Source organism: Streptomyces sp. NPDC006393, assembly GCF_040628575.1.
Taxonomy (GTDB): domain Bacteria; phylum Actinomycetota; class Actinomycetes; order Streptomycetales; family Streptomycetaceae; genus Streptomyces.
Map to the genome: position 1 here is coordinate 1 of NZ_JBEXZD010000088.1, position 25377 is coordinate 25377.

17 protein-coding genes are annotated in these 25377 nt (G+C 73.9%); 11 read left to right on the forward strand and 6 right to left on the reverse strand.

Annotated elements, in window-relative coordinates; genetic code table 11:
- Window positions 1–261: 261 nt before the first annotated feature.
- The 7 genes from ABZ484_RS28425 (at window position 262) to ABZ484_RS28455 (ending at window position 11267) form a co-directional block, all read left to right on the forward strand.
- Window positions 262–1716, forward strand: coding sequence for a hypothetical protein (locus ABZ484_RS28425; protein WP_358868779.1), 1455 nt, complete (start codon window positions 262–264; stop codon window positions 1714–1716).
- A gap of 35 nt (window positions 1717–1751) precedes the next feature.
- Window positions 1752–2777 (forward strand): glutamate ABC transporter substrate-binding protein, encoded by a 1026-nt coding sequence (locus ABZ484_RS28430; protein WP_358868780.1) that lies wholly within the window; start codon window positions 1752–1754, stop codon window positions 2775–2777.
- A gap of 92 nt (window positions 2778–2869) precedes the next feature.
- The gene (locus ABZ484_RS28435; protein WP_358868781.1) at window positions 2870–4204 is read left to right on the forward strand and encodes a hypothetical protein; all 1335 of its coding nucleotides are present in this window, start codon (window positions 2870–2872) and stop codon (window positions 4202–4204) included.
- Window positions 4201–6846: a tetratricopeptide repeat protein gene (locus ABZ484_RS28440; RefSeq protein WP_358868782.1), complete on the forward strand. Its 2646-nt coding sequence runs from the start codon at window positions 4201–4203 to the stop codon at window positions 6844–6846. The genes ABZ484_RS28435 and ABZ484_RS28440 overlap by 4 nt, the downstream gene beginning before the upstream one ends.
- Before the next feature lie 3 nt (window positions 6847–6849).
- The gene (locus ABZ484_RS28445; protein ID WP_358868783.1) at window positions 6850–8199 is read left to right on the forward strand and encodes a protein phosphatase 2C domain-containing protein; all 1350 of its coding nucleotides are present in this window, start codon (window positions 6850–6852) and stop codon (window positions 8197–8199) included.
- Window positions 8200–8400: 201 nt separating this feature from the next.
- On the forward strand, window positions 8401–9747 hold the full coding sequence (locus ABZ484_RS28450) for a VWA domain-containing protein (RefSeq protein ID WP_358868784.1): 1347 nt from the start codon (window positions 8401–8403) through the stop codon (window positions 9745–9747).
- Window positions 9748–9848: 101 nt separating this feature from the next.
- A complete protein-coding gene (locus ABZ484_RS28455; RefSeq protein WP_358868785.1) occupies window positions 9849–11267 on the forward strand; it encodes an FHA domain-containing protein in 1419 nt (472 codons plus the stop codon).
- A 60-nt stretch (window positions 11268–11327) separates the two neighbouring features.
- Here the strand turns inward: ABZ484_RS28455 and ABZ484_RS28460 are convergent, their stop codons facing one another.
- Window positions 11328–12419: a methyltransferase domain-containing protein gene (locus tag ABZ484_RS28460; RefSeq protein ID WP_358868786.1), complete on the reverse strand. Its 1092-nt coding sequence runs from the start codon at window positions 12417–12419 to the stop codon at window positions 11328–11330.
- Window positions 12420–12505: 86 nt separating this feature from the next.
- Here ABZ484_RS28460 and ABZ484_RS28465 point away from each other — a divergent pair, with 86 nt between their 5' ends.
- The 4 genes from ABZ484_RS28465 (at window position 12506) to ABZ484_RS28480 (ending at window position 20398) form a co-directional block, all read left to right on the forward strand.
- Window positions 12506–12919 carry a globin gene (locus ABZ484_RS28465; protein ID WP_358868787.1) on the forward strand — a complete coding sequence of 138 codons (414 nt, stop codon included), beginning with the start codon at window positions 12506–12508 and terminating at the stop codon, window positions 12917–12919.
- Window positions 12920–13109: 190 nt separating this feature from the next.
- Window positions 13110–16448 (forward strand): ABC transporter permease, encoded by a 3339-nt coding sequence (locus ABZ484_RS28470; protein WP_358868788.1) that lies wholly within the window; start codon window positions 13110–13112, stop codon window positions 16446–16448.
- 1 nt (window position 16449) lies between these two features.
- Window positions 16450–19200 carry an FtsX-like permease family protein gene (locus ABZ484_RS28475; RefSeq protein ID WP_358868789.1) on the forward strand — a complete coding sequence of 917 codons (2751 nt, stop codon included), beginning with the start codon at window positions 16450–16452 and terminating at the stop codon, window positions 19198–19200.
- Window positions 19201–19438: 238 nt separating this feature from the next.
- On the forward strand, window positions 19439–20398 hold the full coding sequence (locus tag ABZ484_RS28480; RefSeq protein ID WP_358868790.1) for an ABC transporter ATP-binding protein: 960 nt from the start codon (window positions 19439–19441) through the stop codon (window positions 20396–20398).
- Between the two features lie 68 nt (window positions 20399–20466).
- Here the strand turns inward: ABZ484_RS28480 and ABZ484_RS28485 are convergent, their stop codons facing one another.
- From ABZ484_RS28485 to ABZ484_RS28505, 5 genes are all read right to left on the reverse strand, one after another.
- Window positions 20467–21192, reverse strand: coding sequence for a hypothetical protein (locus ABZ484_RS28485; protein ID WP_358868791.1), 726 nt, complete (start codon window positions 21190–21192; stop codon window positions 20467–20469).
- Entirely contained in the window at window positions 21189–21638 is a 450-nt protein-coding gene (locus tag ABZ484_RS28490) for a thioesterase family protein (RefSeq protein ID WP_358868792.1), read from the reverse strand. Before ABZ484_RS28490 ends, ABZ484_RS28485 begins: the two co-directional genes overlap by 4 nt.
- Window positions 21639–21646: 8 nt before the next feature.
- Complete coding sequence (ettA, locus tag ABZ484_RS28495) at window positions 21647–23311, reverse strand: energy-dependent translational throttle protein EttA (protein WP_358868793.1); 1665 nt, start codon at window positions 23309–23311, stop codon at window positions 21647–21649.
- A 212-nt stretch (window positions 23312–23523) separates the two neighbouring features.
- Window positions 23524–23679, reverse strand: coding sequence for a DUF6131 family protein (locus tag ABZ484_RS28500; protein WP_358868803.1), 156 nt, complete (start codon window positions 23677–23679; stop codon window positions 23524–23526).
- Between the two features lie 202 nt (window positions 23680–23881).
- Entirely contained in the window at window positions 23882–25303 is a 1422-nt protein-coding gene (locus ABZ484_RS28505) for a TQXA domain-containing protein (RefSeq protein WP_358868794.1), read from the reverse strand.
- Window positions 25304–25377: the final 74 nt, after the last annotated feature.

Consider the following 25377-nt stretch of genomic DNA (forward strand, 5'->3'; position numbering starts at 1 on the left):
GGGCCAACGAAATACAATACCTGACGGGAGCTGGGGCTGTGGGGGTGAGTCAGCTCCCTGCCGCTTGGCGGGTGCCGCTGCGCCCACCCGTGCCGCCCCAGCGGCACGACTGCCCGCAGCTACCTGGGAACCGAACCGGCCCGCCCGGCGTATTCATGGGCAGGGACACTGCGATCCGATCAAGATCCAGTGAAGGCCGGTGCGGATGTCCGTGCCGACAGGGATACTTGAGGCGACGGATGACCATGGGGGAGGTCAGCAGTGACACACTCGCCGGCGAGCAGCTCGGCACCACCACCGGGCCCCGCCCTGCCCACGTCGCCGGCCGCACCGCCCCCACCGGCGGCATCCCCCAGCCCACCCGCACCCACACCCACCCCTCCCCCACGCCGCACCGCGTTCGCCGAGGCCGTGGACCGCCTGCGCGCCGCCGCCACCACCGAGCCCGGCCGCCTCCGCGCCATAGGCGCCGTCCTCGCCCTGCTCCTCGTCGCCTTCGGCGCCGTCACCGCCTGGCAGACCACCGAAAGGGCCACGGCAGCCGACGACGTGCTGCACAGCAGCCAGCCCCTCAGCTCCGGCGCCGCCGACATCTACCGCTCCCTCGCCGACGCCAACACCATGGCGACCAGCGGCTATCTGGCGGGCATCCAGGAGACACGAGCCACCCGCGAGCGCTACGAGTCCGACGTCCGCACCGCCGCCGCGGGGCTCGTCACCGCCGCCGCCAACTCCGACCCCGGCTCACCCTCCGCGGCCACCATCACCAAGCTCAACGAGCTCCTGCCGCGCTACAAGGGCCTGGTGGAGTCGGCCCGCGCCAACAACCGCCAGGGCTTCCCGGTCGGCGGCGCCTATCTCCGCACCGCCAACAACCTCATGCAGAACCAGATGCTCCCGGCGGCCGAGGACCTGTACCAGAAGGAGAACCAGCGCCTGAGCGCGGACTACGGCGACGCGACGCCCTACCCGTGGGCGGCGATCGCCCTCGGCGTCCTCGCCCTGGCCGCCCTCGCCTGGGCCCAGCACCGCACCTACCGCCGCACCAACCGGGTCCTCAACCGCGGCCTGGTCTCCGCCACCGCCGCCACCACGCTCGTCCTGCTGTGGCTGGTCGTCGGCCACAGCGTGGCCCGCGCCGGCCTCAACGGCTCCTACGCCCACGGCGTCCGCTCGCTGAACGTGCTGCACGACGCCCGGATCGCCTCCCTCAAGGCCCGCAGCGACGAGAACCTGACCCTGGTCAGCCGTGGCGCCGAGACCAAGACCCTGAAGGACGGCACGGTCATGGACGCCTACGACTGGGCGTACGACCAGGAGATCGGCACCCTCGGCGAGACCCTCGCCGGCGCCGCCTCCCTGGCCGACGACCCGGCCGGCCGGGGCCCCGTACAGACCGCGAACCAGTCGATGAAGGTCTGGAAGTCCCGGCACGCGCAGGCCCGTGAGGCCAACGACTCCGGCGACTACCAGAAGGCACGCGACAAGGTGATCGGCACCGCCGGCGCCCGGAGCCAGTCGACGGGCTCGTGCTTCGACAACGTCGACGCCTCCCTCGCGTCGGCGCTCACCCACGAGACGAACGAGTTCAAGGACGCCGCACAGGACGGGCGGAACGCGATGACCGGCCTGCCGGTCGGTTCCGCGGTGCTCACGGTGCTCGGCGCGGCCGGCGCCCTGCTGGGCATCGGACGCAGGCTGTCGGAGTACCGGTGACAGGGAGCGTGACAGGGGTGAAAGGAGGCGCGAGGATGCGAGTGCGACGGCTGCGGACCGGCCTGAGGGGCTGGGGCGGCGTGGGAGCGATGGCGGTCGTCTGCGCCCTGGCGCTGGCGTTCGTCCTGCTGCTGCCGCACACCCAGTCGCACGACAGCGCGGCCCCGGACCCGGGCGCCCACAGCGCCCAGGGCCCGGCGCAGGGCCTCCAGGCCAGGGCGGGCACCTGCACGGACGCCAACGCCCAGGACCAGAGCCTGTCCCCGTCGGGCGCCGACGGCCCCACCGTCGACGCCATCAGGGCGCGCGGCTATCTGTCGGTCGGCGTCGACCAGAACAGCTACGGCTGGGGCTACCGCAACCCGAACAACGCCTCCGGCGCGCTGGTGGGCTTCGACATCGACCTCGCCCACCGCATCGCCAAGGACATCCTCGGCGACGCGGACAAGGTCCAGTTCCGGGCCATCCCCACCAACGAGCGCATCCCCGCGATCCGCAGCGGCCGGGTCGACATGGTGGTGCGCACCATGACCATCACCTGCGACCGGCTGAAGCAGGTGGCCTTCTCCGCCCCGTACTTCCTGACCGGCCAGCAGGTCCTCGCCCCGAGGACGTCGCCGATCAAGGGCTACGACAAGACGCTCGCCGGGCAGAAGGTCTGCTCGGCGACCGGCTCCACGGCCTACGACCACCTGTCCGCCGACAAGAAGGACGGCACGCTGCCCGCCTCCACCGACATCTCCACCACCGTCCCCAACCAGCTGGACTGCCTGGTGCGGCTGCAACTGGGCGAGGTGGACGCGGTGGTGACCGACGGCGCCCTCGCCGCCAGCCAGGCCGCGCAGGACCCGGCGGTCGAGCTGAAGGGCGGCACGTTCACCAAGGAGTACTACGGCGTGGCGATGAAGCTGGGTGCCGACGATCTGGTACGTCAGGTCAACCGAATACTGGAGAACTACCGCAAGGACGGGGGCTGGAAGGCGTCGTACGACAGGTGGTTGTCCGCCACGCCGGGTATGGATTCGGAGTCGGCCACTCCGCCGACACCGAGCTACCGGTGACCCGGGCGCCCCGCACGCAGCGGCGGCGAAGGCGCCACCGACCGACGTACGACCGACGGACACGACACACGGAACGCAGCGAGAGGTGATCGATGGGCGGCACGGACCCCGCCGGGCCGGTGCTGGACCGGGACGAGGTGGACCGTGCGCTGGCGCGGCTCGGCGCGGAGCACGAGGCGATCGAGACCTCGCTCCTCGCCCTGCAGGACCACGCGGGCCGCAGACTTCTGGAGGGCGCCGAACTGACCGGCGTCACCCGGGAGCGCTGGGCGACGACGGAGGCGTCGATCACCCTGCTGTGGACGTACTTCGACGCCTACACGGGTGCGCTGCGCACCGCCCGTGAGATCCGCGCCCGCCGCCGCTGGTCCAGCCGCGAGGACCTGGTGGAGCTGACCGAGCTGCTGCGCGGCGAGGCGGTCACGGTCGCCGGCGCGGCGACGGCCACGGCGAACGTGCCGGGGCCGCACGGCGGCGCGGGCCGGCTCAGCGAGAGCTTCTCGCTGGCCGCTCTCGTGGACAGGATGAACGAGCTGTACGCGACCAGCCTGGACATGGTGGTCGCGGCCGACGCGGTCTGGTCGGCGCTGCCCGCCCGCATAGATCTGCTGGCCGCGGAGCTCCAGCGCACCCGCCGGCTCGCGCACTCGGTCGGTGTCCGTCCCGGTGAGCACCCGGCCGGCGACGACCTGGAGCGCATCACGCGCACGCTGACGAGGCTGCGCGAGGACGTGGTCTTTGACCCGCTCGCCTTCTGGGTGCCCGCGCAGGGCAGTTCGGCCCCGGGCGGCGGCCGGCCGGACACCACGGTGTACGACCGCGAGGCGCGGGCCCTGGAGGAGGTGCGCCGGGAGATCGACGCGGTGCTCGGGGTGCGCCAGGATGCCGAGCAGCGGCTGATCAAGCTGCGGGACCTGCTCTCGCGGGCGGACCGCACCCTCGCCGAGGCGCGCACCGCGCGCGGCGAGGTGCTGGCGAAGATCGCCGCCACGGAGGTGCCGGTGGTCAGCGGCCCGCCGACCGTGTTGCAGGAGCAGCTGGCGACGGCCGCCGAGTTCCGCAGGCAGGCGCAGTGGCACCGGCTGTCGCCGCTGCTGGACTCGCTGGAGCAGAAGGCGGAGGACGAACTGCTGCGGGCCCGTGAGTCGTTGACGGCGGTCACGGCGCCGCTGGCGGTCCGCGCCGAGCTGCGGGGCCGCCTGGACGCGTACAAGGCGAAGGTGGCCCGGCACGGTCTGGCGGAGGACCCGCTGCTGGTCGAGCGGTACGACGCGGCGCGCCGCATGCTGTGGAGCGCGCCGTGCGACCTGCGGGTGGCCGAGCAGGCCGTGCTGCGCTACCAGCGGGCGGTGGCCGAGCTGCTCGGCTCCGCACGGGTGCCGCCGCAGGGCGGCCCTCAGGACGGTGACGGTAGGGGGGAGTCATGAGTCAGGCGGGGCAGTCCTGTCAGCGGCCCGACTGCGGCGGCCGTTACGAGGACGTCGGCGGCGGTGAGCTGTACTGCGACACCTGTGGTCTGGCGCCGGTGGTGTCGGCGACCGGCATGGTGGGTTCGCCGCCCACCGGGGTGACGGGCGGCGGCAGGGGTTCGCGCGGCTCGGCGGGCAGCGGCGGTTCCGGCTCCAGCGCGCGCAGCGGCCGCAGCGCGCGTACGTCGTCGCAGTCGTCGAAGTCGCGCCGTTCGGTGTCCGGGCGGCTGTCGCGTTCGCTGTCGGGCGGATCGGCCGGCCGTTCGGTGTCGGTGCGCAGCTCGGGCTCGGCGGCGGGCTCCTCGGGCCGCGGCCGGCTCGGGGCAGGGCTGGTGCAGGTGCCGCAGGTGCCGCGTCCGGACCCGCGTTCGATGGTGCTGGAGAACCCGGAGGTGCCGGAGCGCAAGCGGTTCTGCTCGCGTTCGGACTGCGGGGCGCCGGTCGGCCGGGCCCGTGGTGACCGGCCGGGGCGTACGGAGGGTTTCTGCACCAAGTGCGGCCATCCGTACTCGTTCGTGCCCAAGCTGCGGGCCGGGGACATCGTGCACGGCCAGTACGAGGTCGTGGGCTGTCTGGCGCACGGCGGTCTGGGCTGGATCTACCTCGCCGTGGACCGGGCGGTCTCGGACCGCTGGGTGGTGCTCAAGGGCCTGCTGGACACCGGTGACCAGGACGCGATGGCGGCGGCCATCTCCGAGCGGCGCTTCCTGGCGGAGATCGAGCACGCCAACATCGTGCGGATCTACAACTTCGTGGAGCACCTCGACCAGCGCACCGGCTCCCTCGACGGCTACATCGTGATGGAGTACGTCGGCGGCAAGTCGCTCAAGGAGATCGCCAACTCCCGCCGCAGCCCGGACGGCAGGCGGGACCCGCTGCCGGTGGAGCAGGCGTGCGCGTACGGCATCGAGGCGCTGGAGGCGCTCGGCCATCTGCACAGCCGCAACCTGCTGTACTGCGACTTCAAGGTCGACAACGCGATCCAGACCGAGGACCAGCTCAAGCTGATCGACATGGGCGCGGTGCGCCGCATGGACGACGACGAGTCGGCGATCTACGGCACGGTCGGCTACCAGGCGCCGGAGGTGGCGGAGGTCGGCCCGTCGGTGGCGAGCGACCTGTACACGGTGGGCCGTACGCTCGCCGTGCTCACCTTCGACTTCCAGGGATACACGAACGTCTTCGCGGACTCCCTGCCCGACCCCGACAGCATCGAGGTCTTCCGGCAGTACGAGTCCTTCTACCGTCTGCTGGTGCGCGCCACCGACCCCGATCCGGCCCGCAGGTTCGCCTCCGCGCAGGAGATGGCCGAGCAGCTGACGGGCGTGCTGCGGGAGGTCGTGTCGGTGCAGACGGGCCGGGCCCGGCCCGCCCTGTCGACCCTGTTCGGCCCGGAACCGAAGGTCACGGACACGGAGTTGTTCCCGGCCCTGGACGGCGACGTGTCGCGGCTGGGGGCGCGGCCGGGACGGCCGCGCAGGTCTCCCGCGCCGGCGCTCACACCCGGCACCACGCCCGCCTCAGGCACCGCACAGGCCGGCGGTACCACGAGCACCGCAGGCACCGCGCAAGCCGCCGGTACCACGAACACCGCAGGCACCGCAGGCACCGCGAGCCCTGCCGGTGGCGCGGCGGCGCCCGGTGCGCCGGCCGCTCCGGCCCTGATCAAGCCGGTCGACGCCCCGGCCGCGGCGCTCGCCCTGCCCGTGCCGCACGTGGACCCCGCCGACCCCAACGCGGGCTTCCTCACCGGCCTGTTGACGTCGGCGCCCGGCGAGCTGGTCAACGCCCTCGCGGCCGCCCCCACCCAGTCGACCGAGACCCGGCTGCGCCAGGTCCGCGCCTGGCTCCAGACCGGCGATCCGGGCCCGGCGCTGGAAGTGCTGCACCAGTTGGAGGAACAGCAGCCCGACGACTGGCGGGTCGTCTGGTACCGGGGCGTGGCCTGCCTGGTCACCGCCGACCACGAGGGCGCGGCCCTCGCCTTCGACGCGGTCTACGACGCCTTCCCCGGCGAGATCGCGCCGAAGCTGGCGCTCGGCCTGTGCGCGGAGGTCCTCGGCCAGCTCGACAACGCCGCCGAGTACTACCGCCTGGTGTGGTCGACCGACCCGAGCCATGTGGGCGCGGCGTTCGCCCTGGCCCGGGTGCAGCTCGCCGCCGGCGACCGGCGGGGGGCCGTACGGACCCTGGAGTCGGTTCCGGAGTCCTCCATTCACTACACGGCGGCCCGCGTGGCGGCCGTACGGGCACGGCTGCGGCACCGTACGGCGGTCGCGTCCGACACGCCGTTCCTGGAGGATCTGACGGCGGCCGCCGGGCAGGTGGAGGCCCTGCGGGCGTACGGTCTGGACCCGGCGCGACGCGAGCGGTTGTCGGCGGAGGTCCTCGGCTGCGCGCTGGACTGGATACTCTCCGGGGGCAGGGCCGCCGACCCGGCCGCCCGGCGGGTGCTGCTCGGCAGCGACCTGGACGAGCGGGGACTCCGCTTCGGCCTGGAGCGTTCGTACCGCACGCTGGCCCGGCTGGCGCCCGGCGGCGAGGAGAGGATCGACCTGGTGGAACGTGCCAACCGTTACCGCCCCCGGACGTGGGTGTAGTTGATGTCGCAGATGCACCAGCAGGCCGCCCTGTCGAACTGCCCGAGCTGCGCGGAGCCGCTCGAGTCGGGTGACCGTTTCTGCGGCGCCTGCGGATACGACCTGTCCGCCTCCGCCGCCCCGTCGGGCGACACGCCGACGCTCACGATGAACAACGGCTCGGTGCCGCGCCCGTCCTCGCCCGCCGAGGACGAGGGCGCGCGGGGCGCCGTATGGCCTCGCGCGCAGCAGCAGGAAGCCGCCGCGCACCCGTCGGGGACACACCTGCCCACGGACCTCCCGGGCATGGACTCGGACGGTTCCCCGCTGCCCTCGCCGACGGCTCCCGGCGCGCCGGGGCCGGGGGTGCGGTTCGACCGGCCGGACGAGCCCGACGAGTACCCGTTGCAGGCGCCCGATCCCCGGGTGGCCGCCGAGAGCGGTGCCCCGGGCGAGTCCGCCGCGATGTGCGTGGCCTGCCGTGCGGGCCGGGTCGACAGCGACGGCTACTGCGAGAACTGCGGGCACGCCCAGCCGCGCGAACGCGACCACATGGAGCAGGAGTCGGGTCCGGTGGCCGCGGTCAGCGACCGGGGCCTGCGCCACCACCGCAACGAGGACGCGTTCGCCGTCGGCACCACGGCCCTGCCCGACGGCTCTGCCGCGACCGTGGCGATCGTCTGCGACGGCGTGTCCTCCGCCACCCGCCCCGACGACGCCTCCCTCGCGGCCTCCCGGGCGGCGAGCGAGTGCCTGCTGGCCGCGCTGCCCCGGGGCACGCACCCGCAGCAGGCGATGCACGAGGCGATCGTCGCCGCCTCGCACGCGGTCGACGCACTGGCCGAGGAACCCGCCTCCGCCCGCGAGCACTCCCCCCACCAGAACGCGCCGGCCTGCACCCTCGTAGGCGCGGTGGTCACCGCCGGGCTGCTGGTCGTGGGCTGGGTCGGCGACAGCCGCGCCTACTGGGTGCCGCTGGACCGCACCGCGCCGCCGGCCCGGCTCACCGAGGACGACTCCTGGGCCGCGCAGATGGTGGCCGCCGGCCTGATGAGCGAGGCGGAGGCGTACGCCGACGAGCGCGCACACGCGATCACCGGCTGGCTCGGCGCGGACGCCTACGAACTGGAGCCGCACACCGCCTCCTTCAAACCGGACCGGCCCGGTGTGGTCGTGGTGTGCACGGACGGCCTGTGGAACTACGCCGAGAGCGCCGAGGAGATGGCCGGGGTCCTGCCCCTGGACGCGGCCGCGCGCCCGCTGCACAGTGCCCAGGTGCTGGTCGGTCACGCGCTCGACGGCGGGGGCCACGACAACGTAACAGTGGCCGTCGTGCCGTTCCCGGCCCCGCCGCAGGGGGCAGGATCGGCGTGAGGGACGTGCGCCGGGGCGCGTGACGGGAGCCCCGGCGAGTCCCTCTGGTCTCCCCGTGGCGCACCGGGACGCCGGCGCGGGGAAGTTCGCACGGGGAAGCCGCAACGGGGAGGTTCCGGAAGGCCGGAGGGGACCGGCCCGCACACAGCCGCACAGTCGTCAGCCCCGCTCGCGGGGGCCCGGAGGGGGATCTGGGAAGGCATGGCCAATTTCTCGAAGTCCAGCGTGCCGCGGTTCTCGGTGGACGTGTACCAGAACGAGTACCTGCCGGAGGGCGGCCGCGAGGTCAACGCCATCGTCACGGTGACGGCGACCGGCGGCGGCACCATCGGCAGCGCGGTCGCGGCTCCGCACCTGTACGCGCCCGGCCAGGGACCGTCGGCGGCGGTGGCCGTCATGGTCGACTGCTCGGGTTCGATGGACTACCCGCCCACCAAGATGCGCAACGCCCGCGAGGCCACGGCCGCCGCGATCGACACCCTGCGCGACGGTGTGCACTTCGCGGTGATCGGCGGCACACACGTGGCCACGGAGGTCTATCCGGGCGGCGGACGGCTCGCGGTCGCCGACACGAGCACACGCGAGCAGGCCAAGACGGCGCTGCGCAGGCTCAGCGCGGGCGGCGGCACCGCCATCGGCACCTGGCTGCGGCTGGCCGACCGGCTGCTGTCGTCGGCGGACGTCGCCATCCGGCACGGCATCCTGCTCACCGACGGCCGCAACGAGCACGAGGCGCCGGAGGACCTCCAGCGGACGCTCGAGGAGTGCGCCGGCCGGTTCACCTGTGACGCGCGCGGCGTGGGCACCGACTGGGAAGTGAAAGAAGTCACATCGATCGCCTCGGCGCTGCTCGGCACCGCCGACATCGTCGCCGATCCCGGTGCCCTGGCCGCCGACTTCACGCAGATGATGGAGACGGCGATGGGCAAGGAGGTCGCCGACGTCGCGCTGCGGGTGTGGACCCCGGTCGGGACGAGCATCCGTTTCGTCAAGCAAGTGGCACCGACCGTCGAGGAGTTGACGGACCGCCGCGCCGAGGCGGGCCCGCGGGCGGGGGACTACCCGACCGGCTCCTGGGGCGACGAGTCCCGCGACTACCACCTCTGTGTGGAGGTGCCCGCGGCGGCCGTCGGGCAGGAGATGCTCGCCGCCCGTGTCTCGCTGGTGGTTCCGCACTCGGACGGATCGGTACAGAACCTCGGCGCCCAGGGTCTCGTACGGGCCGTGTGGACCGACGACATGGTCGCCTCGACCTCCATCAACCCGCAGGTCGCCCACTACACCGGGCAGGCCGAACTGGCACAGGCCATCCAGCAGGGGCTGGACCTGCGCAAAGCGGGTGATATCGATGGAGCAACGGCCAAACTGGGCCGGGCGGTTCAGCTCGCCGGCGCTTCGGGGAACGCGGATACTGCGAAACTGCTTGCGAAGGTGGTGGACGTGGTCGACGCGGCGACAGGTACTGTGCGACTGAAGGCGAAGGTCGAGGAGGCCGACGAGATGACTCTCGAGACCCGGTCGACAAAGACTGTTCGTGTAAAGAAGTAACGAACAAGACAGCACAAGACAGCAACAGACAGCGAGCCTGGCCCCTCGGGGTTGGAGAAATCCGGTCGAACCGGCCGGACAGGAGAGGGGGAAGCGCCGACATGCCGACCTGCCCGAACGGACACCAGTCGGGTTCCGACGACTGGTGCGAGGTCTGCGGTCACCGCATGGCCGGTGCCGTGCCACCTCCTCCCCCGCCGCCCCCGGTCGGCGGCTACGGCTTCCCGCCCGCACCAGGACCCGGCGGTCCCGGTGGGCCCGGCGTTCCCGGTGGGCCCGGTCCCGCCGGTGGACACCCGCATGCGGCGGGTCGGCCCGGCGCCGAGCCGGAGCTGTGCCCGCAGTGCCGCACGCCCCGCGAGGGAGGTGCGCCGTTCTGCGAGGAGTGCCGCTGGAACTTCCTGACGAACACGGCCACCTCGTACACCCCGGCCGCGCCGCGCCCGCCGGCGCCCGGTCCGGGGGGTCCCGGCGGTCCCGGTGTCCCGGGCGGACCCGGTCCGGGCGGTCCCGGCGGTCCGGTTCCGGGCGCACGCTTCCCGCAGCCGCCCGGCGGCCCGTCCTTCGGCGGCGGCGACTCCTTCGACTACCAGGGCTCCCGGCCCTCCCAGATGAACCGGCCGGCCGAGCCGATCCCGCCGGGCCCGCCGTTCGGCACCGAGCCCCCGGGCCGCCCCGGTGGTCCCGGCGGCTCCGGACCCTCCGGCTTCGGCGGCGACCCCGGGCCCTCGGGCTTCGGCGGCGACCCCGGACCCTCCGGTTTCGGTCCCGACCCCTCGCGGCCGGTCCCGCCGCCGCCCGGCCCGACGCCGCACGCGGGCCCCGGTGGCCCCGGCGCGACCGGCGGCGCCCCGCAGGCCTTCCACCGGCCCGGCCCGCCTGCCCCGCCCCCGTTCCCGCAGGACACGAGCCGCCCGCAGAGCGGCGGTCCGTCCTTCGGCGGTGACGACGACTGGGTGATCTCCCCGCCGTCGTCCGCGGGACCGGCCACGTCGGGCGGCCCGGGTGCCCCCGGCGGTCCGGGTGCCGGCCAGGGCGGTGGCTACGGCTACCCGCAGCCCGGCGCCACGCAGGCTCCGCCCGGACTCCAGTTCCCGCAGGCCCCGCAGCATCCGGCGACCTGGACGGCGACGATCGGCCCGGACCGCGAGTACTTCATGTCGATGATGCAGCGCTCCGGTCCCGAGGCCGCGGGCCTGAACCTGCCCGCGTACTCGCCCGAGCAGCAGCGCACCCTCACCGGCAACCAGATCACCATCGGCCGGCGCCGGCACTCCACCGGCGACACCCCCGACATCGACCTGTCGGTGCCTCCGGAGGACCCGGGCGTCTCGCATCAGCACGCGGTGCTGGTCCAGCAGCCCGACGGCACCTGGGCGGTCGTCGACCAGAACTCGACGAACGGCACCACGGTCAACGGCTCCGAGGAACCGATCCAGCCCTTCGTGCCGGTGCCGCTCCAGGACGGCGACCGGGTGCACGTGGGCGCGTGGACGACGATCACGATCCGGCGCGGCTGACGCCTCACGGGGCGGCGGTCGGCCCCAAGAGAGGAACGGTCAGCCCCGAGAGGGCGACGGTCAGCCCGGAAGGGGCCAGGTGTACGGCCCCTCCGGGTCGTCCAGCCACGCCCACACCCGCTCGCCGTTGACCGTGATCCCGTAGCGTTCGCGACCCGGGCACCCCTCGTCCTCCCACAGGGCGTACGCCTCGCCGGGGTCGAGGCCGCCGCGGGTCAGGGCCAGCAGGAAGCGGAACAGCTCGTCCTCGCGGGCCCGGGCGGGCAGCCCGTCCAGCCGCGGGGGCCGCGGTTCGGGCCTGGCCTCGCCGCGCAGCGGTACGAAGAAGGCGGGCGTGGCCAGGAAGGCACCCTCGGCGTGCGCGGCGTTCCGCACGGTCAGGGCGAGCAGGCCGGTGGCGATCGGCGTCAGGACCCGGGCGCCCGGGTGGCACTGGGCGAGCCAGGCGCGCGGGATCGACGGCAGCGCGCAGGTGGCGATGATCCGGTCGAAGGGGGCGCGTTCTGGCACGCCGCGGGCGCCGTCGCCGGTGACCACGACCGGGTGGTGGCCCGCGGCGGCCAGGTGCCGGCGTGCCGACTCGGTGATCTCCGGGTCGAGATCGATGGTGGTGACCAGGTCGTCGTCGCCGAGCCGGTGGGCGAGCAGCGCCGCGTTGTAGCCGGTGCCGGCGCCGATCTCCAGGACCCGGTCGCCGTCCGCCACCCGCAGCTCGGCCAGCATCTGCGCCATGAGCGAGGGCTGGCTGCTGGAGGAGACCAGTTCCCCGTCGCGCAGCCGGGTCGCCAGCGGGGCGTCCTCGTAGGCACCCCGCAGCCAGCGCTCGCGCGCCTGCGCCTCCGGGCTCTCGCCCCAGCGCCGCTCGTACCCGCCGGCCACGCCCACGTAGTAGTACGGCACGAACAGGTGCCGTGGCACGGCGGCGAACGCCTCGCGCCAGACCGGATCGGACGCCCAGGCGCCGCTCGCGTCGATCTCCCGCACCAGCGCCTCCCGGGCGACGGCGGCGACCCCGTCCAGGTCCCCGCGGCCCCCGACCTCGCCCCCTTCACGGCCTTCACGGCCCTCGGGGTGCTCGCGGCCTTCGCGGCCTTCGCCGCCTTCGCGGATTCCGCGCCTCTCGTATCCCTTTTCGCCTGTGTGCGCGCCCATGCCTCCACTGTCCTGCCCGAGGCGGCCCGAGGCGAGCACCGTCGATGGTCCCGAGCCCCGCGTCCTCGGTCCGGCCGTCTGAGACCATGGAGCACGTGAATGAGATTCGGCGCGGCACGCTTCAGGAGCAGACCTTCTACGAGCAGGTCGGCGGGGAGGAGACCTTCCGCCGGCTGGTCCACCGTTTCTACGAGGGGGTCGCCGCCGATCCCGAGCTGCGGGCCATGTACCCGGAGGAGGACCTGGGTCCGGCCGAGGAGCGGCTCCGGCTGTTCCTGATCCAGTACTGGGGCGGTCCGACGACGTACAGCGAGCGGCGCGGTCACCCGAGGCTGCGCATGCGGCACGCGCCCTTCAAGGTGGACCGGGCGGCGCACGACGCCTGGCTGCGGCACATGCGGGCCGCCGTCGACGAGCTGGGCCTGTCCGAGGAGCACGAGCGGACGCTGTGGAACTACCTGACGTACGCGGCCGCGTCCATGGTGAACACCCCCGACTGACCCATCGGCCGCACCTCGGCCGAGCCACCCGGCCCCGTCACGGGCCGCGCTCGGAGGCCCGCATTCCGGTCATCTGGCGCCGCATTCCGGTCACGATCCGATCAAGCTGGGGCTACAAGCGCTTACCCGGGGCCCTGCTCCTCTGACAGCATCACCTGGAGGTGGTCTGGACAACCGCGGGGGGAGCCGGGTGGCGGGGTTCACGGGATTCATCCTGCTGCGGGCGCGCGCGCACCGGCTGCTGCTGGCCGCCGCGCTGCTCACGGTCCTGCTCACCACGGCCGTGCTGGCGACGCTCACCGCGTACTCCGGCGCGATCGGCGACGCCGCGCTGCGCCACTCGCTGCGCGACCCACGGGGCGCGGCCGGCACCACCCTGGTCGTCAAGGCCGACGTACCGCCCTCCGCACGCGCCGCCGCCGACGCCGCCGTACGCGAGCGGGCCCGTACGGCGTTCGACGGACTGCCGGTGACCGTGCGCGCCCTGACCCGGTCCGGCCCGTACGCCCTCCCCCGCTCGCTGCAACCCGCGGCGGAACGCTCCGGTGACCCGGACCTCACGTACTTCGCGGCCCTCGACCCCGCGGAGGTGCGGCTCGTCTCGGGGCGCCTCCCGCACGGCACGGGACAGGGCGCGGCGGCGGCCGACCTGGAGGCCGCGCTGCCCGAGACCGCCGCGGAGCGCCTGGGTCTGCGGCCCGGCGCCCGGCTCACCCTCACCGACCGGCTCGGCGGCGCGAAGGCCCAGGTGACGATCACCGGCCTGTACCGGCCCGCCCGCGCCGACGCGCCGTACTGGCAGCTGGACGACCTCGGCGGGCGCGGTGTCCACAAGGTCGACTTCACCACGTACGGTCCGCTGCTGGCCGACCCCGGCGTCCTCGCCGCCGGGAGAGTGAGCGCGGGGCAGTCCTCCTGGCTGGCGTCGGCGGACTTCTCGACCCTGACCACCGGACGGATCGGCTCGCTGCGCGACGCGGTCCGCGAGGGCGCGGCGAACCTGCGCAAGATCCCCGGACCGAGCGCCGCCCCGAACGTCACCACCGGGCTGCCCGACGCCCTGGACCGGATCGACCGCTCGCTGCTCGTCGCCCGCTCGACCCTGCTGATCGCCGCGCTGCAACTGGCCCTGCTCGCGGGTTACGCGCTGCTGCTGGTGGCGCGGCTGCTGAGCAGCGAACGCGCCGGTGAGACACGCCTGTTGCGGGCGCGCGGCGGCTCCCGGGCGCGGCTCGCGGGCCTCGCGGCCACGGAGGCGCTGCTGCTGGCCGTGCCCGCCGTGGCGTGCGCGCCGCTGCTGGCCGGGCCGTTGACCGGGCTGCTCGCGGGGCACGGGACGCTGGCCCGGATCGGACTGCACCCGGACGTCTCGGCGACCGGGCGGCCCGGGGTGTGGCTGGTGGCGGCGGGGGTGGCGCTGGGCTGTGCGCTCGCGGTGACGCTGCCCGCGCTGACGTCGTCGTTCGCGGTGCTCCGCCGGGCCCGGTCGGTGCCCGCGCCGCTGCGGGCCGGAGCGGACGTCGGACTGCTGGCGATCGCCGCCGTCGCCTACTGGCAGCTGAACCAGCAGTCCTCCGGCGCGGTCGGCGGCGATCGCACCGGGGCCCTCGGCATCGACCCACTGCTCGTCACCGCGCCCGCGCTCGCCCTGCTGGCCGGCACGGTGCTGACGCTGCGCCTGCTGCCGCCGGTGGCCCGGCTCGCCGAACGGCGGGCGGCCGGCGGGCGCGGACTGCCGACCGCGCTGGCGGGCTGGCAGTTCAGCCGTCGCCCGACGCGCGGCGCGGGCCCGGTGCTGCTGCTCGTCCTGGCCATCGCGCTGGGCATGCTGGCGATCGGCCAGGGCGCCTCCTGGGACCGTTCACAGGACGACCAGGCCGACTTCCTGGCCGGGGCGCCGGTGCGGGTGCTGGCCGCCGGGGAGGGCGGGCTGGGCCGCACCGAGACCTACGCCGCCGTCCCGCACGTCGAGGCCGTCGCGCCCGCCGTACGCACCACGCTGCCGCTGTCCGGCGACCGCACCGCGACCGTGCTCGCGCTGGACACCTCGGACGCGGCCGGCTCGGTGCTGATGCGCCGCGACCTGGCGTCCGAGCCGGTGGGGCCGCTGCTGGCCCGGCTCGCGCCCAGGACGGCGACGGCCGGTCCCAAGCTGCCCGCGGGCACCGGCCGGCTGCGGCTGACGGCCGCCCTCCACAGCTCGGCACGCTCCACGCCGGGGCGCGCCGCAAGCCCCGGCGGTACGCGCGCCGCGGCTGATTCGGTGGACCTCGCGGTCACCCTGGAGGACCGCTACGGCGTCCCGTACCGGATGCCGCTGAAGGCGCTGCCGGCCGACGGCCGCGCCCACCGGCTGGACCTGGCCCTGCCCGCCGCCGCGGGCCCGCTGACGCTGACCGGCATCGACCTGGGGCTCATCCAGCCCGTCGACAACGCCGAACAGCACCGCCTCACCGTCTCGAAGGTGGAGACCACCGGCGGCGACGGCAGGTCCAGGCCGCTGCGGCTGCCGACCGCCTGGACGGCGACCCTGGACGGCACCGACGACCTGAGCGCCTCCGCCGACGGCAGCACCGCCCCGACCCCGCCGAAGGTGACGTCGTCCGGGCCGCTGACCCTCACCTACGGCACCGGCTACGTCCCCCACGACGAGCCCTGGGTGCTGGGCTCCGTGTCCGTGCGGCTCCAGGTCACGCAACCCGCGCGGCCGGAGATCACGGCCCTGGCGACCGACCGCTTCCTCACCGCCGCGGGCGCGCGCCCCGGCCAGCGCGTGGACGTGACCTTCGGCGGCCGGAACCTCCCGGTCCGGATCATCGGTTCGGTACGGGCGCTGCCGACCACGGGCGGCGGTCCGAGTCAGGGCGATGCCCCGGACGCGGCCCACGACGGCGGCGGGCTCCTGATGGACCTGCGCTCGGTGAACCGGGTGCTCCAGTCCCGCTACGGCGACAGCGCCGCGCCCACCGAGTGGTGGCTGCGCACCGACGCGCACCGCGCGGCGGACGTCGCCGCCGGCCTGCGGGCCGTGCCCGACGTCGAACCGGCGCAGGTCGTCGTGCGCGACGAGATCGCCGACCAGCTGCGCGACGACCCGTTCGGCGCCGGGCCCGCGGCGGCTTTCACCGCGGCGGCCCTGATCGCGGCGGCGCTGGCCGCCGTCGGCTTCGCGGTGAGCGCGGCCGGGGCGCTGCGGGAACGGGACGCCGAATTCGCCGTGCTGCGGGCCCTGGGCTCCCCGCGCCGCCAGCTGGCCCGCATGCTCGCCGCCGAACAGGGCGTGCTGGTGGCGCTGGCGCTGCTGGTCGGCGTGGCCCTGGGCGCCGTACTGACCCGGGCCGTGATCCCGCTGATCGTGCTGACCGGACAGGCCGCGAAACCGGTGCCGGCCGTGCTGGTCGAACTGCCGGTCGCCCGGGTCGCCCTGCTGCTGGCGGCCGTCGCCGCCGCACCGCTCGTCGTCACGGCGGTGCTGACCCTGCGCCGGGCCGACCCGGCGGTGTCCCTTCGAGACCGCGGAGGTGAGTGAGGTGAACACGATCGCTCCCGCCTGGGTCCGCGTACGGCTGCGCACCGCGCCGGGTGCCGCAGCAGCCCTCGCCCTGCTGGTCGCGCTCACCGCGTGCCTGGCCGCCGCGTTCCCGCGCGCGCTCGACCGGTACGAGGACGCCGGCCTGGTCCGGGCCGCCGAGCAGGCCGCCCCGCCACGCACCACCCTCACCGTGGTCGCGCCTCAGCCCGGCCTCCAGTTCCCGTCCCGGCAGCGGGAACAGGCGGTGCTCCCGCCGGCCCTTCAGCGCCAGTACGCAGACGTCCTCGACGCCGTCGGACGGCCGCTCGTCACCGACCCCGGCCAGTCGTCGTACGGCGTGCAGACCAGCAAGGACCTCCCCGTCCCCGACCCGTGGATACCCCGGCCCAACGGCATCCCCGCCAAGATGCGCCTGGTCGCGCAGAGCGGACTCGCCGGACATTCCTCGGTGCGCACGGGCCGCATGCCGCGCGCGAGCGGCCACGTCACGGCCGACACCGCCGAGGTGGAGGGCGCCGTGACCGTGGAGACGGCGAAAAGCCTGCACGTCAAGGTCGGTTCGGTCGTCCACGTGCCCGCCGTGTCCCGGCCCCCGCTCGCCGTCCGCGTCACCGGCATCGTCGAGCCGCGCGAACCCCGCGGCGCCTACTGGGCGACCGAGCCCCTGCTGCGCACCCCGTCCCTGGCGCGCGTCCCCGGCGGGGGCGACCCCGTGTACTACTGGATCGGCGCCCTGCTTCTGCCGCCCGAGGCGGCGCCCGCCCTGCTGGCCACCGAAGGAGTACCGGTCCGCTACTGGCAGGTGGCCCCCGACACCGGCGCCCTGCACGCCCGCGACCTCGCCGGTCTGAAGTCGGCGGTCGCCGCCCTGGAGTCCGGCCCTGGTCTCGGACAGGTGCGCGCGGCCACCGACCCGGCCGCGCAGACGAGCACCGAACTCGACGACGTGCTCGCCGGCTACGACCGGCTCAGCTCGGGCATCGGCCCACTGATGGCGGTGGCCGGGTTCGGCAGCGCGGCGGTCGCCGGCGTCGTCCTGCTGATGGCCGGCGGTCTCGCCGCCGACCGCCGGCGCGCCGAACTCGCCCTGCTGCGCGCCCGCGGTGCCTCCCTGCGCGGCCTGGCCGGGCGGCTGCTGGCCGAGACGGCCGTGGTCGCCGTGCCCGCCGGGGCGGCCGGACTCGCCGCGGCCCTGTCCGCCTTCCCCGGAGCCCGCCGCCTGCCCGCGGTCCTCGCGGCCGGCGCGGTCACCGCCGTGGCCTGCGCCGCGCTGCCCCTGCGGGCCGCTGTCGCGCACCGCGCGGTCCGCGTCCACGGCCCCCGCGAGGACACGGTGTCGGCCCGCCCCTCCCGGCGTCGTACGGTCGCCGAGCTCACGCTGCTGCTGATCGCGGCCGGAGCGGTGGAGGCGCTGCGCCGCAGGGGCGTGACCGGCGGGGCCGGGGACGGCGGGGCTTCGGGCGGGTCCGGAGACCAACTGGTGTCGCTGGCCCCGGTGCTGGTGGGCGTGATCGCGGCCCTGGTCCTGGTCCGCCTGTATCCGTTGCCGCTGCGCTGGCTGACCCGCCCGGCGGGCCGGCTGCGCGGGGCGGTGGGCCATCTGTCGCTGGCCCGCGCGGGCCGTACCTCCGTCTCCGCGGTGCTGCCCCTGCTCGCGCTGCTGACCGCGCTCACCACGGCCGCCTTCGGCGGCTCGGTGCTGGCCGGGGTGGCCGACGCCCGCGACCACGCGGCCCTGCTCACCGTGGGCGCGGACGCCCGCATCGAGTCGATCGGAGCGTTGCCGGACGGGCTGGCCGGCACGGTCCGCCGGGCACCGGGGGTCCGCGGCCTGACCGAGGTGAGCGCCAACTACTACGCCAAGGCGGGCACCGACCTGACCCCGGTGAACCTCGCGGGCGTCGCCCCCGCCGACTACGCGGCCCTGACCCGCCGTACCGGGCTCGGCGCGTTCCCGCAGGAGCGGCTGAGCCGGCCGGCCGACGGCCGGACCCCGCTGCCGGCGCTGGCCTCCCCGTCGGTCGCCAGGACCTACGGCACGCAGCCCTTCCCGGTCCGGCTGGACGACGGCACCACCGTCACCGTCCGGATCACCCTGGTCCGCGACCGGACCCCGGCCGTGATCGGCACCGACTTCCTGATCGTGGACCGGGCCGGACTGAGCCGCGAGGCGGCCCGCACCAGTGCGCTGCTGGTGACCGGCGGCCATCTGGACGCGGACGCCCTGCGCCGGGTGGCCGGCAAGGACGCGACCGTGCAGCTGCGCTCCGCCGAGCGGGCCCGGTACGTCGACTCGCCCCTGCAGTCCGGCGCCGAGCGCATCTACACGGCGGCGGTCGCGGCCGGCGCCGGCTACGCCGTGCTCGCGCTGCTCCTCGCGCTGCTGCGCGCCGCCCCGGAGCGCGCCGCCCTCCTCGCCCGCCTGCGCACGATGGGCCTCACCCGCGCCCAGGGCCGGCGTCTGCTCGTGCTGGAGTCGCTTCCGCAGGCCCTGCTCGCCGCGGCGGGCGGCGCGCTGACGGGCTGGGCCACCATCCGGCTGCTCTCCCCGGGCATCGACCTGACCGGCATCGCCCTGCCGGCGAGCGCGGCCTCCGTCGGCGGGAACGCGCTGCGGACCGATCCGCTGTCGCTGGTCCTCCCGGCGGTGGCGGTGCTGCTGCTGGCGGTCGCGGTCGCCGTCGTGCAGGCCTGGTGGACGTCCCGCCGGGGCTCGATACGGGAGTTGCGGGCGGGGGACGCGCGATGAGCCCGCCGGAACACCGCAGCCGCGACCGCAGTTGCGACCTCCGTCTCGCCCGCCCGGCCCGCCGTGGCCACCGGAGCGGCTGGACGCCTGGTGGCCCCCGTAGCCGCCCGGACCTCTGTTGCCGCCCCGGCCTCCGGGACCGCCGTAGCCGCCCGGGCCCCTGTGCCCGCCCCGGCCTCCGGGAGCGCCCTGGCCGCCCTCACCGCCGTAGCCGTAGCCCTCGTGCAGGAGCTTCCCGATGACGACGCAACCCACTCTCGACGATCTGGCCCGGCGCGCCACCGCGGACCGCACCCGGCCCGCCTACGGCCACGACGCCCTGATCAGCTGCGACCGCCTGGTCCGGATCTTCTCCGCGGACGGGGTGGAGGTGCAGGCGCTCCAAGGCCTGGACCTCCTGGTCCGCGAGGGCGAGCTCATGGCCCTCGTCGGCGCCTCCGGCAGCGGCAAGTCCACCCTCATGAACATCCTCGCCGGCCTGGACACCCCCACCGCCGGCGCGGCCCGGGTCGGCGACCACGACCTGCTCGCCATGACCGCGAAGGACCGCCTGCGCTACCGCCGCGAGGTCGTCGGTTTCGTCTGGCAGCAGACCTCCCGCAACCTGCTGCCCTATCTGACCGCCGCGCAGAACGTCGCCCTGCCCATGCAGTTGTCCGGGACCCGGGGACGTGGCCGCCGTGCCAAGGCCGAACGCGCGCTGGAACTGCTGGAGATGCTGGAAGTAGGCGACTGCCGTGACCGGCGTCCCCACCAGATGTCCGGCGGTCAGCAGCAGCGCGTCGCGATCGCGGTGGCCCTGGCCAACAACCCGGCGGTGCTGCTCGCGGACGAACCCACCGGCGAGCTGGACTCCCACACCGGCGAGCAGATCTTCGCCGCCTTCCGCACGGCCAACGAACGGCTGGGCACCACCATCGTGATCGTCACCCACGACCAGGCGGTGGCCGGTGAGGTCCGCCGCACCGTCGCCATCCGTGACGGACGCACGTCCACGGAGGTGCTGCGGCGCAGCGAGGTGGACGCGGCGACCGGTGACGAGCGGCTGGTGAGCCGCGAGTACGCCATGCTGGACCGCGCCGGCCGCCTCCAGCTGCCCGCCGAGTACACCCAGGCCCTCGGCATGCGCGACCGGGTGGCGCTGGAACTGGAGCAGGACCACATCGCGGTGTGGCCGGACGACAGCGGGAGCGACTGACCCGGAGGCTTCACCTGTGGACCGGCTGACCGGGCGGCTTCACCTGTGGGCCGACTGACCGGGCGGCTTCAGCGGACGCTGACGCCCAGGGTGCCGAGGCCCGCCTGCCGTACGGCGATCGACCCGTACGGGGTCCGCAGACGGAGCCAGGCGCCGGAGGAGAACAGCGCGAGCCCGCCCTCGGTACCGGCGGCACCCTCCGTCTCGGTCTCGGCCCCGGCCCCGGCCCCGACCGACGCGGGTCGCAGGAAGCCCAGTGACTGCGCCGCGTGCACGGCACGCACCGGCAGCCGGGTCGGACCGACCGTCCGGGACCAGATCTCCCGCCCGACCCGGTCCAGTTCGCCGCGCGTGCGCAGCTCGGGCGCCAGTTCCTCGGTACGGGAGCGGAACTCGGCGACGGCGGCGGTCACCAGGGAGCGCAGGGAGCCCGCGGGGGGCAGCCCCGGCTCCGGTCGCCAGCCGCCGCGCGGCGGCAGCACGCCGGCCCACGGCGGTCCGGTGACCGCGGCGGGCACGGCGGCCGTGGCCGCCGACTCGTCGACCGACTCCAGGAGTTCACCCGCGCAGACGGTCACGTCGAGGGTGACGTCCAGCCCCTTCTCGTAGGGCTTGGCCAGACGCACCGCGCGCACCGCCAGCACCTCGAAGGACGCCGGCCGTCCGAACACCGCCAGTGCCGTGCCGGCCGCCTGGAGGCGCACGGCCGCGGCGCGGTCGTAGTGGAGCAGCCGGGCGAGGAAGGCGGCGAGGTCCGCCGCCTCCGTCTCGTCGGTGAGGTGGAGCACCGTCATGCGGCGACGGCCTCCTCCTCGGACTCGTCCTCGGCCTTGATCGCGGTCTCGGGCTCGGCCTCGTCCATGTACTCGCGGAGGAACGCCCGCTCCTCCGCGGTGATCCGGCGCGGCCGCTGGGCCTCGAAGTCGAACGGCACGATCACCGTCGACGCACGGACGTAGATCTGGTCGCCGTCCTTGACCTCGTAGCCGAGGGTGAAGGAGGCCGCCCTGACCTCCGTCACCCACAGCTCGATGTCCACCGGCTCGTGCCGGTGGACGAGCTGCCGCTTGTAGTCGATCTCGTGGCGCGCCACCACGGACCCCTGCTGGAAATCCTTGTCCGGGCGGAACAGGAAGTCGATACGGGCCTCCTCCAGATAGCGGAGGAACACCACGTTGTTGACGTGGCCGTACGCGTCCATGTCCGCCCAGCGCAGCGGGCAGCGGTATGTGTGGCGCATCTGCTGGATCAGCCCCGGGTCAGCTTCTTGTAGGTGGCCCGGTGCGGACGCGCGGCGTCCGGTCCCAGCCGCTCGATCTTGTTCTTCTCGTACGACTCGAAGTTGCCCTCGAACCAGAACCACTTGGAGTCACCCTCGTAGGCGAGGATGTGCGTGGCCACGCGGTCCAGGAACCAGCGGTCGTGGGAGACGACCACGGCACAGCCCGGGAAGTCCAGCAGCGCGTTCTCCAGGCTGGAGAGGGTCTCGACGTCGAGGTCGTTGGTGGGCTCGTCGAGGAGCAGCAGGTTGCCGCCCTGCTTCAGGGTGAGGGCCAGGTTCAGCCGGTTGCGCTCACCACCGGACAGGACACCCGCCGGCTTCTGCTGGTCCGGGCCCTTGAAGCCGAAGGCGGAGACGTACGCCCGGGACGGCATCTCGACCTGGCCGACGTTGATGTAGTCGAGCCCGTCGGACACGACCTCCCACAGCGTCTTCTTGGGGTCGATGTTGGCGCGACCCTGGTCGACGTAGGAGACCTTGACGGTCTCGCCGACCTTGATGTCGCCGGCGTCCGGCGTCTCCAGGCCCTGGATCATCTTGAACAGGGTGGTCTTGCCGGCGCCGTTCGGGCCGATGACGCCGACGATGCCGTTGCGCGGCAGGGTGAAGGACAGGCCGTCGACGAGGATCTTCTCGCCGAAGCCCTTGTGCAGGTCGTTCACCTCGACCACGATGTTGCCCAGCCGCGGGCCCGGCGGGATCTGGATCTCCTCGAAGTCCAGCTTCCGCATCTTCTCGGCCTCGGCGGCCATCTCCTCGTACCGCGCGAGACGGGCCTTGGACTTGGCCTGGCGCCCCTTGGCGTTGGAGCGGACCCACTCCAGCTCTTCCTTGAGCCGCTTCTGCCGCTTGGCGTCCTTCTGGCCCTCGACCTTGAGGCGGGTGGCCTTGGTCTCCAGGTAGGTGGAGTAGTTGCCCTCGTAGGGGTAGGCGCGGCCGCGGTCGAGCTCGAGGATCCACTCGGCGACGTTGTCCAGGAAGTACCGGTCGTGGGTGATGGCCACGACGGTGCCCTCGTACTTGGCCAGGTGCTGCTCCAGCCAGTTCACCGACTCGGCGTCGAGGTGGTTGGTGGGCTCGTCGAGCAGCAGCAGGTCGGGCTGCTCCAGCAGCAGCTTGCACAGCGCCACGCGGCGCTTCTCGCCACCGGAGAGGTTGGTGACGGGCCAGTCGCCCGGGGGGCACCCGAGGGCGTCCATGGCCTGCTCGAGCTGGGCGTCGAGGTCCCAGGCGTTGGCGTGGTCGAGCTCCTCCTGGAGCTTGCCCATCTCGTCGAGCAGCGCGTCGGAGTAGTCGGTCGCCATCAGCTCGGCGATCTCGTTGAACCGGTCGAGCTTGCCCTTGATCTCGGCGACGCCCTCCTGGACGTTCTCCAGGACCGTCTTCTCCTCGTTCAGCGGGGGCTCCTGCAGCAGGATGCCGACGCTGTAGCCGGGCGACAGGAACGCGTCGCCGTTGGACGGCTGCTCCAGCCCCGCCATGATCTTCAGCACGGTCGACTTACCGGCACCGTTCGGGCCGACGACGCCGATCTTGGCACCCGGAAGGAAGTTCAGGGTGACGTCGTCGAGGATCACCTTGTCGCCGTGCGCCTTGCGCGCCTTGCGCATGGTGTAAATGAACTCAGCCAAGAGAAACCGTCCGGCAGCTTGAATCTGGCAGTGGGCAGATACATCCCATCTTGCCTGACCGCCACCCCGTAGCGGAAACCAGTAAGGCCGGACGTCTCTGACCTGGGGCTTCGCTGGCGGAGGGCTGCGGCTCGGCTGTCCTTGCCGGGCGCCGTCGGTCGACCTCGAACCCTGATGGCCCGAGGTGGCTCACAGGCCGGCGCGATCTGCGGCTACCAGTAGTGGCGTCGGCCTCCGACCGCGTGCCCGACAGAGCCCAGGATGAAGAGGATCGCTCCGATGACCAGCAGGATGATGCCGATGGTCCAGAGTATGGCGATCTTGAGTATGAATCCGACGATGAGAAGGATCACGCCGAGGGCTATCACGGTGCCCTCCATTGTCGAAGTGTGTACTTATTTATTACTTTCGCCCCAGAAGAGGGCGCACGCAAGGTGATTCCCTACGGCTGTCGAACCGCTCGCCGCGGGCTCGCTCAGCCGCCTGCCACCGGGTGCTGCGAGATCGGCGCCGGCCCGTTCGAGCCGGATCCCGCCCGGCCTGACCACTGCTTCCCGCCGGCGTTGCTCCTCAGTTCCGGGAGGTCCGGTTCTTGTGGACGATGCTCAGCACCGTGGCGCCCAGGACGAGAAGGCTGAGGCCGATGGCGGCGAGCAGGGGGGTGGTGTCGGTGCCGCCGGTCTCCGCCAGGTCGGTGCCGCCGGAGCCGCCGCCGGCCGTGACCGGGCTCGGTTCACTGAGGGTCTGGGTGTCCAGGCCCGCCTCGCTGCCCTGGGTGTGGCAGTCGAGGACGCCGGTGAAGCGCTGTCCGTGACCGCTGGGGCCCGTGATCGTGAAGTCGTACGCCTGATCCTCCTGAAGGGGGATCGTGACCACCCGGGTGGTGCGCGCGGCGACGGTGTGCCCGGCGCCCATCAGCTCGAAGGTGAACGGCTCGGTGCCCTTGTTGGCCACCTTGATGTCCAGGCCGCCCTTGGCGCAGTCCTTCGCCGCGGACAGGGCGGGTATCGCGCCCCCGTCGGCCCAGGTGGCGATCGTGGTCGCGGCGACCGTCGACTCGCTGGAGCCGGCCAGGATCTGCGTCTGGCTGCGGCTGTCGGAGGCGAAGGCCCGTCCGACCGGCACGGTGGTGGATGCCTGGACGGTCAGTTCGGCCGTGCCCGACGTGGGGAATCCGTCGTCGGAGGTGTCCTTGGGAACGTCGAAGAACAGGCGGCTGCCGTCCGTGGCGGACGTGACCGGTCTGCCGTGCCGGTCGACGATCCGTACGCCGCTGGTGGCCGCGTCCGCCGGGGGCGTCACCGTGACGCTGCTCGCGTCCGTGTGCACCGTCACCGGGCCCAGCCGTTCGCCGGGACGGCCGGAGACGGCGGGCGGGTCCAGGGTCAGCGAGGCCTGCGGTTCGGCCAGGTCACGGGCGCTGTGATGCAGGTAGTCCGCGAGCTTCTCGGCCTGGGGGTCCACGGCGTCGACGCGCGCGTCGTCGGAGTAGCGCCAGATGGCCACCTGGGTGCCGGCCGCCGCGTCCTGCTCGGTGAGGTTCCTCACCCCCGCCTTGGCGGCGAGTGCCGCCAGGTCGTTCACCTGCGGGTAGGAGTTCTGCAGGATCCAGCGGATCTTCCCGGCGTTCTTGTTGAGGCCGAGCGACGTGCCGCTCCAGGGCGTCTCGCGGTACTTGGCGTCCTTCTGCGTGGCGTTGTGCAGGTCGACGCAGTACGTCTGCAACGTGCCGCCGCCGTCCACGGACATCTCGAACAGGCCCGCGGGCACCTGGTGGTTCCCGGTCTTGTCATGGATGACGGCGGTGCCGTAGGTCTTCAGGCCGTCCATGGTGGCGGTGGCCCCGCCCTGGCTCTGCGGTGTCCCGTCGGCGGCCGCCGGGCCGGCGGCGATCAGCACACCGGCGGCGACGAGGCCGGACACCAGGGTCGCGGCGGCCAGGCGGGCCGCCCCCGGGCTGCGCGTGAACGGCGCAGCGTACGAAGCACACACAGAATTCCCCTCCGAGCAGGACCCGTTGACGTGGGGGTACGGTCCCACCAGCAGAATCTCCGGGCTCACCGAGC